Source organism: Rhodococcus parequi (assembly GCF_046042785.1).
GTDB classification, from domain to species: Bacteria; Actinomycetota; Actinomycetes; order Mycobacteriales; family Mycobacteriaceae; genus Prescottella; species Prescottella parequi.
Window position 1 is genome coordinate 41251 of sequence record NZ_JBDLNV010000012.1, and the last position, 9813, is coordinate 51063.

Below are 9813 nucleotides of genomic sequence, written 5' to 3' on the forward strand. Positions count from 1 at the left end.
GGGGAATCGGGCACATGGAAGTACAGGACTACCTACGCATCGTGCAGTCGCGGTGGAGGATCATCGCGCTGGCGACAATCGTCGGTCTACTCGCGGCGTTGGCGGCCTCGCTCGTGGCGACCCCGATGTATCAGGCGTCCTCCCGCCTGTTCGTCTCGACCGCGTCGGGTGCCTCGGTCAACGAGGCCTACCAGGGCAACCTCTTCTCGCAGCAGCGCGTCGCGTCGTACACCAAGCTCGCGACGGGAGCGGACGTCCTGCAGGACGCCATCGACTCGCGCGGTCTCGATCTGACCCCGTCGGACCTCAATGGGCGAGTGAAGGCCACCCCGGTGCCGGACACCGTGCTGTTCGACATCTCGGTGCTCGACGCGAAGCCGGAACTCGCCCGGGATCTGGCGGATGCGATCGCCGCACAACTGGTCGTGAAGATCGAGGGGCTCGAGGCACCGGCGGCGGGCGTCGAACCGGTCGCACGAGCGACGGTCGTCGAGGCCGCCAAGACGCCGACGAGCGCGGTCAGCCCCAACACCAAGCGCAACGTCGCGCTGGGCTTCGTGGTGGGTCTGCTCGCCGGTATCGCGTTGGCGATCCTGCGTGACCGCCTCGACAACACCGTCAAGTCCCGCGAGACGCTCGACGAGCTGGCCGGTGTCGGCCTGGTGGGTACGGTTCCGTTCGACAAGGACCGGGAGGCCAAGGCCGCCATCGCCTTCCACGACGGCTACTCCGGCAGCGCCGAGGCCTTCCGCGAACTGCGCACGAACCTGCAGTTCCTCGAGGTCGACAACCCGCCGCGGGTGCTCGCGATCACCAGTTCGCTTCCGGGCGAGGGCAAGACGACCACTGCGATCAACCTGTCGCTCGCCATCGCCGAGGCCGGCTACTCGGTGGCCCTGGTCGACGCCGACCTGCGTCGCCCGCGCGTCGCGAAGTACCTCGACCTCATCGGATCGGTCGGGCTCAGCACCGTCCTCGCCGGGCAGGCGGATCTGGACGACGTCCTGCAGTCGTCCTCCTACCCGAACGTCTCGGTCCTCGCGTCCGGCCCGTTGCCGCCGAACCCGAGCGAACTGCTCGGCTCGACCCACGCCGAGAAGCTGATCGCCGATCTGCGTGAGCGTTTCGACTTCGTCGTGATCGATGCGTCGCCGCTGCTGCCCGTCACCGACGCTGCCGTTCTCGCGGTCAAGGTCGACGGCGCGCTCGTGGTGGTCAAGCACGGGCAGACCAAGAAGGAACAGGTGACCCGCGCGGTCGGAAACCTCCGCAGTGTGGGTGCGACCGTACTCGGCACGATCCTGACGATGACTCCGTCGAAGGGCAAGGGCGCCTACGAGTACTCGTACTACTACGACTCGGACGCGCCGGTTCAGAAGATCGAAAGCCCTGCCACGCAGGTCAGTCCGGCTCCGCTACCCGTTCAGGCGGGGAAGCAGGTCCAGTAGCGCCGACTCGATCCGGTTGCCTACGTCCCCGAACACGATCGCGCTGCGGCCGATCGGATCGGGGACGTCGGCATTTTCGGGCCGGCCGACCGATCCCCGCGCGGCCGACAGTTCGGCGACCGTCCCTCGGCCGATCGACCGGGCGATGTGCGCAGCCTCAAGGAGCGTGAACGTGCGCTTGAGATGCCGCGGGCTCAGTGTGAGCACGGTGTCGCGATGCTCTTCGGTCATCGTCAGGACCAGATCCGCCGACGATGCGATGACCGGATTGATCTGACGCGCGACGAAACCGTCGGACGATCCACCCAGGCGGGAAAGGGTTTGTGCTGCGGTGGGTTCCATCGGTGCCCCGACAACCGCGCGCGTTCCTGCACTCGACGCCGTGATGTCGGCGGTGTCGGTGCGTGCGGACCATGCCGCGCTGAGCCTTTCGGCGATGGGTGACCGGCAGATGTTTCCGGTACACACGAAGAGCAAGTGCATGAGGCTGAGTGTAGGTCCGACTGTATAGACTCGGCTCGTTCAGTTCGCGCCGGGTCGGAACCTCGACGGGGCGCGCCCTCGATCGAAGGCGGCTCATGGGTGGGGTTCTGGGAGTGTCGGTGGGGTCCGGATTCGTCCGGATCGTGCGCCGCCGAGCGCCCGGTGCAGACGGCGACCCCGGATTTCCCGAGCATCGGACACTCGTGGTGGACGGCCACGACCCGGAGACTCTGGCCGCGGAGTCGATCGGCGTGCTGCTGGCGGGCGACGACGAATCCGGATCGACGGCCTGCGTCGGCATCGCCTACACCGACGAGTCGCGCGCCGCTGCCCTGGACGCCGCGCTGCGCCGGGAAGGGGTCGTCGACTATCGCCTGATCCCGGAACTGTCCGCAGTCCTCGCGCATCTGGCTGCCACCGGGTTGCCGACCGGCCTCGGAACCGTCGTGGTGCTCGATCTGGGGTACTCGGGGTCGACCGTGAGCGTCGTCGACGCGGAGACCGGCGTCGTGCACGCCACCGAGCGGGTCGCCGTGTGCGCTGCGGGGATCGAGGGAGTGGTCGACCTCGCCGACGAACTGTTGACGCAGTCGGGCCGTGGGGCCGACGCGGTGGTACTCGTCGGGGGCGGAGCCCGCACCGCGTCGATGCGTGAGCGAGTAGCCGACCTGGCGGGCCTGCCCGTCGTCGTGCCGGACGATCCCGAGCTGTCGGCGGCGTCGGGCGCGGCGCTGCTCGCCGCGGACGCGCCGCCGGCGGCCCCGCCGGCGCATCGACCGGCTGCACACCGCGGCGGCTCCCGGCGTCGCGGATCCCGGCGCGCGGTGTCCCGCCGCCAGGTCCGCAGCGCCGGCGCGGCCGGGGTGATGCTCGCTCTCCTCGCGGTCGTCGGGTTCGGACTCGGCTACGGCAGAACTCTTTTCGGTTCGGCACCGGACGAATCGGCGGGCAAGCCGGTGACGTCGTCGGTGACGGTCGCGAGCGCACCGCCGTCGGCGCCCCCGTCGAGTCCGGTGGCGACTCCGGAATCCGCCCCGGTGGAGGCACCGCGGATCGCGCCGCCGGCCGACACCCGGCCGGTCGCGAACGGCACGCCCCGGCAGGGCACGCCCGCGCAACCTGCTCCGGATCCACTGACGACCGTGCTCGACGCCCTCACCGGGCTGCCGAACCTGCCACCGCTGCCGCCGCTGGACTCGTTGCCACCGCTCGACTCGTTGCCGTTGCCGCCGATCCCGCAGATCCCGGGGCTCTGACGCGTCGTCGGTCAGCGTGAGTGGCGTCCACCGCGGCGTCGCGCGGGCGGGGTCACAGCGCCGCGGGGGCGGGCGAGCAGAGCGGCGATCGCGGTGGTGAGCGGCACCGAGAGCGCGAGGGCGATGCCGCCCACCGACGATCGCACGATCTCGATCGCGACGGCGTCGCCCGTGAGCACGTCGCCCATCGAACCGCCGGCCACGCTGAAGAGCAGCAGCAGGGGGAGCGCGCCACCGGCGTACGCGAGCACCAGCGTGTAGACGGTGCTCGCGATGTGGTCGCGGCCCACCCGCATGGCCGACGCGAAGATGGTGCGTCGCGTGGCGGATTCGTCCATCGACGCGATCTCGAACGCGGCCGACGCCTGCGTGATCGTGACGTCGTTGAGGACGCCCAGCGAGCCGATGATGAAGCCCGCCAGCAGGAGGCCGGTGATGCTCACGTGCTGGATGTAGGCCTGGACGTCGGTGTTCTGCTCCTCGGAGAGCCCGGTGAGGTGTGTCATCCGGATCGCGATCACCGACAGCACCGCGGCCACCAGCATGGACGCGAGGGTGCCGAGGAGCGCGGAACTCGTGCGCAGGTTCACCCCGTGTGCCAGGTAGAGCACTGCGAAGAGGATCGCGGCCCCCGAGACGAGGGCGACCGGCATCGCGGGCTTGCCGTCGAGCAGCGCCGGCAGCGTGAAGACCACCAGGACACCGAACGCGATGACGATTCCGAGCAGCGCACGAACACCGCGCCACCGGGCGACCGCGACGATCGCGATGACGAACGCGGCGACGACGAGGGCCAGCGGGAAGCCGCGTGAGTAGTCGTTGAACGAATAGATCGGGGCGCCGGACGAATCCGTCTGCCGCACCAGACGGACGTGCTCGCCCACGCTCAGGTTCGGCTGTCCCGGCCCCGGCACGATCTCGAGGAGAGTGCGAGTGCCGGCGTGGGGACCGGAGTCGATCGTCACGACGCTGCGGTGGCAGTCGAATCCCGCCCCCGAGTCCGGTGCCGGGGCGGGCGCGCCCGAGAAGGCCCGTCCGGCGGACGGGCTGCCGCACGGCGCGATGTCCTGGGCGACGACGGTGCCGGCCTCGGTCGTCACCGCGCCGCCGCCGGCGTTCTGGAACGGCAGCGGGATGTCGATCTGTTGTTTGTTCGGCCAGAGGAGGACGGCCCCGGCGAGGACTGCGATCGCGATGGCTACGAGGAGGCCGACGACGACACGCGCAGCGGTCGGCCCGACGGGCGCCGGCCCGTCGAAGTGCCCGTGTCCGTGGCCGTGCCCGTGTCCGTGGCCGTGCCCGTGCCCATGGCCGGGACTCTGCTCACGACGGGAGAACAGTTCGGATGTCATCGGATTCGTCTCCGCACCGGATCAGGCTAGCGAGGACGGCGGTAAGCGACGGTGGCGGGGAGCAGGGGGGGTCGTCCCCGCCACCGATACCTCGTCGCCCAGGGGGGGAGGGGGCAAGACGAGGCGCTTACGGGCACACGATGGTGCCAATCGGTCAATCTACCTATAGCGCAGCAATCTCGCAGTATTGGGGTCGCGTTCTTCGTGTCGTGACCGCTACTGCTTGTAGCTCGACAGGAAGTTGCCGAACCGTTCGATCGCCACCGCGAGGTCGCGCGCCCACGGCAGCGTGACGATGCGCAGGTGGTCGTGGTCGGGCCAGTTGAAGCCGGTGCCCTGGACCATGAGGATCTTCTCCTGCAGCAGCAGGTCCTGGACGAGCTTCTCGTCGTCGTGAATTTCGTACACGTTCGGGTCCAGGCGCGGGAACGCGTACAGCGCGCCGCGCGGCTTGACGCACGAGACGCCGGGAATCATGTTGAGCCGCTCCCACGCGACGTCGCGCTGCTCGAGCAGACGCCCGCCCGGGAGGATCAGATCCTCGATGCTCTGGTGGCCGCCGAGCGCTACCTGGATGGCGTGCTGACCGGGCACGTTGGGGCACAGGCGGGTGGACGCCAGCAGATCCAGACCCTCGAGGAAGCCCGCCGCGTGCTCCTTCGGCCCGGTGATCGCGACCCAGCCCGACCGGTAGCCGGCGACGCGGTACGCCTTCGACAGACCGTTGAACGTCAGACAGAGCATGTCGGGCGCGAGCGTCGCGAGCGAGATGTGCTTGGCGTCGTCGTAGAGGATCTTGTCGTAGATCTCGTCCGACAGCAGCAGGAGCTGATGCTTGCGGGCCAGGTCGACGAGCTGGCTGAGGACCTCCGCCGAGTACACCGCGCCCGTCGGGTTGTTCGGATTGATGACCAGCAGCGCCTTGGTCTTGTCGGTGATCTTGGACTCGATGTCGGCGATGTCCGGGTTCCAGTCGTTCTGCTCGTCGCACAGGTAGTGCACGGGAGTGCCGCCGGACAGGCTCGTCATGGCGGTCCACAGCGGGTAGTCCGGCGCGGGGATGAGTACCTCGTCGCCGTCGTCGAGCAGGGCCTGCATCGTCATCGTGATGAGCTCGGAGACGCCGTTGCCCAGGTAGATGTCGTCGACGTCCAGTTCCGGGAATCCGGGCACCAGCTCGTAGCGCGTGACGATCGCACGTCGCGCGGAGAGGATGCCCTTGGACTCCGAATAGCCCTGTGCGTAAGGCAGAGCCGCGATCATGTCGCGCATGATCACATCGGGGGCCTCGAAGCCGAACGGCGCCGGGTTACCGATGTTGAGCTTGAGGATCCGATGTCCCTCCGCCTCCAGTCGCGCGGCGTGCGCGTGTACCGGCCCTCGGATTTCGTACAGCACGTTCTGCAGCTTGGTGGACTGCTCGAGAGCGCGGTGCGGCCGACGGGGACGGGCGGTTTCTGGAGTGCTCACGGCCTCCATACTTCCACTCGAGCGCAAACGGATATCGGAGGGTGCGCTCGGGGTCGGTCGGGAATCGTCACAAATGTCGCGCGGGCGACAGGGTCGACGTCAGATGCAGATGGGATACACGAGCGATCCCAGCGGGATGACGAGGCACAGCCCCACCGATCCCTGCGCGGGTGTCGCTTCCTCGGCCGATGCCGCCGGTGCGGCGAACGCCGCCAGCGAGAGCATCATCGCGAAGGCAGCGAGAGTTCCGGCAATCCTGCGTGTCATGAGAAAACCGTCCTTCCAGGACGAAATACAGACAGGGTCATTTCATCGTGAACCCGATGTGCCCTGTGTCACAAGGGTGTACGACGCGCGAATCGGCTAGGACGCCGACCATTCACGCCAACCGGACACCCGCACCGCGATCACCGGGCCGGTCGGGCGCATCGACTCGTACTGGTGGTACTTGGCCACCAGTGCGTCGACGCCAGCGGTCCCGGCGTCCGAATGCGGTGCCACCACCTCGGCGGCGCCGTCGACGCGGATCCACCACAGGCGCGACCAGTCGTCGTCGTAGTGGTCGACGAGCAGGCTGACCCGCCCGGTGGCGGCGATGTTCGACAGTCGGCGCAGACGTCGGGTCGTCTTCGGCTTGTCGTCCACCGCGGTGTACACGACGTCGCCGAGCGCCGCGAACACGACCGGGACGAGGTGCGGCGCCCCGTCCGCGGATACCGTCGCCAACCGCGCGACCGGTGCCTCGACGAACCGCGCGGGCAGGTGCCGGGGCATCTGCGGAGTCATGGGCAAACGCTACGTCGTGGGGGCGCGTCCGTGGCTAGGGTTGTCCACATGACGACTGCAGCCACCACCGCCCCCTTCGGATCGTGGATTTCACCGATCAGTGCTGCCGACCTGGCCGCGAGCGGCCATCCGGTGGACGGGGGGCGCTTCGTCGGCGACGAGGTGTGGTGGTCCGAACTGCGTCCCACGGAGGGCGGGCGCACCGCGATCCGCCGGCGCGGCGCGGACGGCGAGGCGGTGGACGTTCTGCCCGCGCCGTGGAACGCGCGCACCCGCGTCCACGAGTACGGCGGCGGCGCCTGGACCGTCACCGACGACGGCGCGCTCGTGTTCGCCGAGTTCAGCGACCAGCGGCTGCACCGATTCGACCCCCGCATCGACGTCGCGCCGGTGCCGATCACGCCGCTCACGTCCACCCCGTCGTCGGACCGCTACGGCGACCTCGCGATCGTCGGCGACGAGGTGTGGTGTGTCCGTGAGCGGCACAGCGGCGGATCGGTGATCCGCGACATCTGCGCGGTGCCGCTCGACGGGTCGGCCGGGGACGACGAGTCCGCGATGCGATCGATCGTGGGCGGGTCCGACTTCCTCGCCTACCCGCGGTTGTCCCCGGACGGCACACGACTCGCGTGGATCGCCTGGAACCACCCGCAGATGCCCTGGGACGGAACCGAACTTCGCGTTCTCACACTCGCGACGGGAAAAGTGAACGTGCTGCTCGGCGGCACCGAGGAATCGGTGCTCCAGCCCGAGTGGGCCGACGACGAGACGCTCCACGTGGTCAGCGACCGGAGCGGGTGGTGGAACCTCTACCGGATCAACCTTTTCGGTGAGATCACCCCGGTTCGTCCCATCGACGCCGACTTCGGTGCGCCCCTGTGGCAACTCGGTGCCGTCTGGCACGTCGCGCTGGGCGACGGCAACCTGCTCACCACGCGGACCGTCGGCACCGACACCCTCGCGCTGCTCGATCTCGCCACCGGTGCCCTGTCCGACGTCGTCCTCGACGGCATCGCGTCGGTACAGATCGCCGACGTCGCCGGGCGTCGAATCCTGCTGCGCTGCGGCGGCGCCCGTGTCGCGTCCGGACTGCGGCTGCTCGACCTCGACACCGGCACGCTCACGGACATCCGGCTGTCGGTCGACGACCTGCCGGACGTCGAGTACCTGCCGGAGGCGCAGTCGCTCACGTTCGAGGGCCCCGAACGTGAGGTGCACGCCCTCGTCTACGCACCGCGCAACCCGAATTTCACTGCGCCCGAGGGTGAACTGCCGCCGTACGTCGCCTTCGTGCACGGCGGTCCCACCGCGCACGTCGCGCCCGCGGTGCACCTGGTGTACGCGTACTTCACGAGCCGCGGCATCGGTGTCGTCGACGTCAACTACGGCGGCTCGAGCGGTTTCGGGCGCGAGTACCGGAACCGGCTGCGCGGGCAGTGGGGCATCGTCGACGTCGAGGACACCGTCGCCGCGGTGCGCGGACTCGCCGACGCGGGCCTGGCCGACCCGAACCGGCTCGCGATCGAGGGCGGTTCGGCCGGCGGATGGACGGTGCTGTCGGCGCTCACGACGTCGGACGTGTTCGCGTGCGGCGTCTCGTACTACGGCGTCGCCGAACTGGTCCAGTTCGTCGAGGAGACCCACGACTTCGAGTCCCGGTACATCGACGGCCTCATCGGCCCGCTGCCCGAGGCCGCCGACCTGTACGTCCGGCGCGCGCCGGTCCACAACGTCGACGGCCTCTCCTGCCCGGTCCTGCTGCTGCAGGGCCTGTCCGACCCGATCGTCCCGCCGTCGCAGGCCGAGCGCTTTCGTACCGCACTGCTGGACAAGGGGATCCCGCACGCCTACCTCGCCTACGAGGGCGAGGCGCACGGCTTCCGGCGCGTCGAGACCATCGTCAGTGCCCGGGAGGCGGAGCTGTCGTTCTACGGGCAGGTCATGGGTTTCGAGACGCCCGGTGTGCCGCGCCTGGAGCTGTGGCGACCGTAGTCGCCGCGGTGTCGTCGCGTAAACTGTTGCGCGACGAAAGTTGGTACTACGCATGACAACCCACCTACCCGAGCAGACCGTCGAGGACGCCGAGACGGAGCCGGACTATCGATTCACCCTCGCCAACGAGCGCACCTTCCTGGCGTGGATCCGCACGTCGTTCGGCCTGTTGGCCGGCGGCGTCGCGGTCGGACATCTGGTGTCCCCGTTCGGTTCCGCCGTCGCGACCGAGATCGTGGCGCTCGGCTGTCTCGTCCTCGCGGCCGTCCTGGCCGTCGGCGCATTCGTGCGCTGGCGAGGCGTGCAGCAGGCGATGGTGCGGTCACGAGCGCTGCCGTCGTCACCGCTGATGATGCTGCTCGCGGCCGGGACGGCGATCATCGCGGTGGTGTCCACGGTCGCGATGATCCTCACGTGAGCGGGAGCGCCGCGGCCGTCCACGATCGCGACCCCGGTCTGCAGCCCGAACGCACCGCGCTGGCGTGGCGGCGAACGGCGCTGTCCGCGTCCGCCGTGGCGATCCTCATGGTGCACGAGCTCACCGACTCGGGATCGCCCGTCGGGGCCCTCGCCGGAGCCTTCGGTCTCGTCACGATGGTCGTCATCCTGGGGCTGGCACACCGGCGCGGACGTCGCCTCCGGCACGGGTTCACGCAGTTGCGCCCGGCCGGCGCGGCGGTGCTGGTCGTGCTGTCGGTCGTGACGATCGCGACCGCCGCCGCCTCCGTCGTGACGTCCTGACGGAGGCCGCGGTCGCGCGGTACCTGAACGGGAAAGCGCCCCCACCGCGGACGGTGGGGGCGCTTTCCGCGTTTTCCGGAACTACTTCTTGCGGCCCGGTGCCTTGGCGCCGGACTTGAAGCCCAGCGCGCCGGGCTTGGCCTGCGGCGGAGGCGGCGTCGACGCCTCCTGCTTCGGCGCCGGAGCCTCGGCCGGTGCGGCCTCGGTCTGCGGCTCGGCGGGCTGCTCGGGCTCTGCGGCGGGCTCGGCAGCCGGTGCCGGAGCGGCCGGTGCCGGAGCGGCCGG

Annotated in this window: 11 protein-coding genes; 5 read left to right on the forward strand and 6 right to left on the reverse strand. The window is 69.7% G+C overall.

Features of this window, described 5'->3' with window-relative positions:
- The first annotated feature begins 14 nt into the window (after positions 1-14).
- Positions 15-1448, forward strand: coding sequence for a polysaccharide biosynthesis tyrosine autokinase (locus ABEU20_RS24470; RefSeq protein WP_420166985.1), 1434 nt, complete (start codon positions 15-17; stop codon positions 1446-1448).
- On the opposite strand, the gene ABEU20_RS24475 is transcribed toward ABEU20_RS24470, so the two are convergent.
- Entirely contained in the window at positions 1416-1931 is a 516-nt protein-coding gene (locus ABEU20_RS24475) for an arsenate reductase/protein-tyrosine-phosphatase family protein (protein WP_420166986.1), read from the reverse strand. The genes ABEU20_RS24470 and ABEU20_RS24475 overlap by 33 nt on opposite strands.
- A gap of 95 nt (positions 1932-2026) precedes the next feature.
- Here ABEU20_RS24475 and ABEU20_RS24480 point away from each other — a divergent pair, with 95 nt between their 5' ends.
- A complete protein-coding gene (locus tag ABEU20_RS24480) occupies positions 2027-3187 on the forward strand; it encodes an FGGY-family carbohydrate kinase (RefSeq protein WP_420166987.1) in 1161 nt (386 codons plus the stop codon).
- An 11-nt stretch (positions 3188-3198) separates the two neighbouring features.
- On the opposite strand, the gene ABEU20_RS24485 is transcribed toward ABEU20_RS24480, so the two are convergent.
- The 4 genes from ABEU20_RS24485 to ABEU20_RS24500 form a co-directional block, all read right to left on the reverse strand.
- Positions 3199-4539, reverse strand: coding sequence for a YibE/F family protein (locus ABEU20_RS24485; protein WP_420166988.1), 1341 nt, complete (start codon positions 4537-4539; stop codon positions 3199-3201).
- A gap of 216 nt (positions 4540-4755) precedes the next feature.
- Entirely contained in the window at positions 4756-6018 is a 1263-nt protein-coding gene (locus ABEU20_RS24490; protein WP_420166989.1) for a pyridoxal phosphate-dependent aminotransferase, read from the reverse strand.
- Between the two features lie 90 nt (positions 6019-6108).
- Positions 6109-6276 (reverse strand): hypothetical protein, encoded by a 168-nt coding sequence (locus ABEU20_RS24495; protein ID WP_420166990.1) that lies wholly within the window; start codon positions 6274-6276, stop codon positions 6109-6111.
- A gap of 96 nt (positions 6277-6372) precedes the next feature.
- Complete coding sequence (locus ABEU20_RS24500) at positions 6373-6795, reverse strand: TIGR03668 family PPOX class F420-dependent oxidoreductase (protein WP_420166991.1); 423 nt, start codon at positions 6793-6795, stop codon at positions 6373-6375.
- A 48-nt stretch (positions 6796-6843) separates the two neighbouring features.
- Here ABEU20_RS24500 and ABEU20_RS24505 point away from each other — a divergent pair, with 48 nt between their 5' ends.
- From ABEU20_RS24505 to ABEU20_RS24515, 3 genes are read left to right on the forward strand one after another with little or no spacing between them, the layout of a single operon-like run.
- The gene (locus tag ABEU20_RS24505) at positions 6844-8787 is read left to right on the forward strand and encodes a S9 family peptidase (RefSeq protein WP_420166992.1); all 1944 of its coding nucleotides are present in this window, start codon (positions 6844-6846) and stop codon (positions 8785-8787) included.
- Positions 8788-8839: 52 nt separating this feature from the next.
- Positions 8840-9205 carry a YidH family protein gene (locus tag ABEU20_RS24510; RefSeq protein WP_420166993.1) on the forward strand — a complete coding sequence of 122 codons (366 nt, stop codon included), beginning with the start codon at positions 8840-8842 and terminating at the stop codon, positions 9203-9205.
- On the forward strand, positions 9202-9528 hold the full coding sequence (locus ABEU20_RS24515; RefSeq protein WP_420166994.1) for a DUF202 domain-containing protein: 327 nt from the start codon (positions 9202-9204) through the stop codon (positions 9526-9528). The genes ABEU20_RS24510 and ABEU20_RS24515 overlap by 4 nt, the downstream gene beginning before the upstream one ends.
- An 81-nt stretch (positions 9529-9609) precedes the next feature.
- Here ABEU20_RS24515 and ABEU20_RS24520 read toward each other — a convergent pair.
- Positions 9610-9813, reverse strand: a 204-nt coding sequence (locus ABEU20_RS24520) for a hypothetical protein (RefSeq protein WP_420166995.1), incomplete at its 5' end; no start/stop codon positions are given.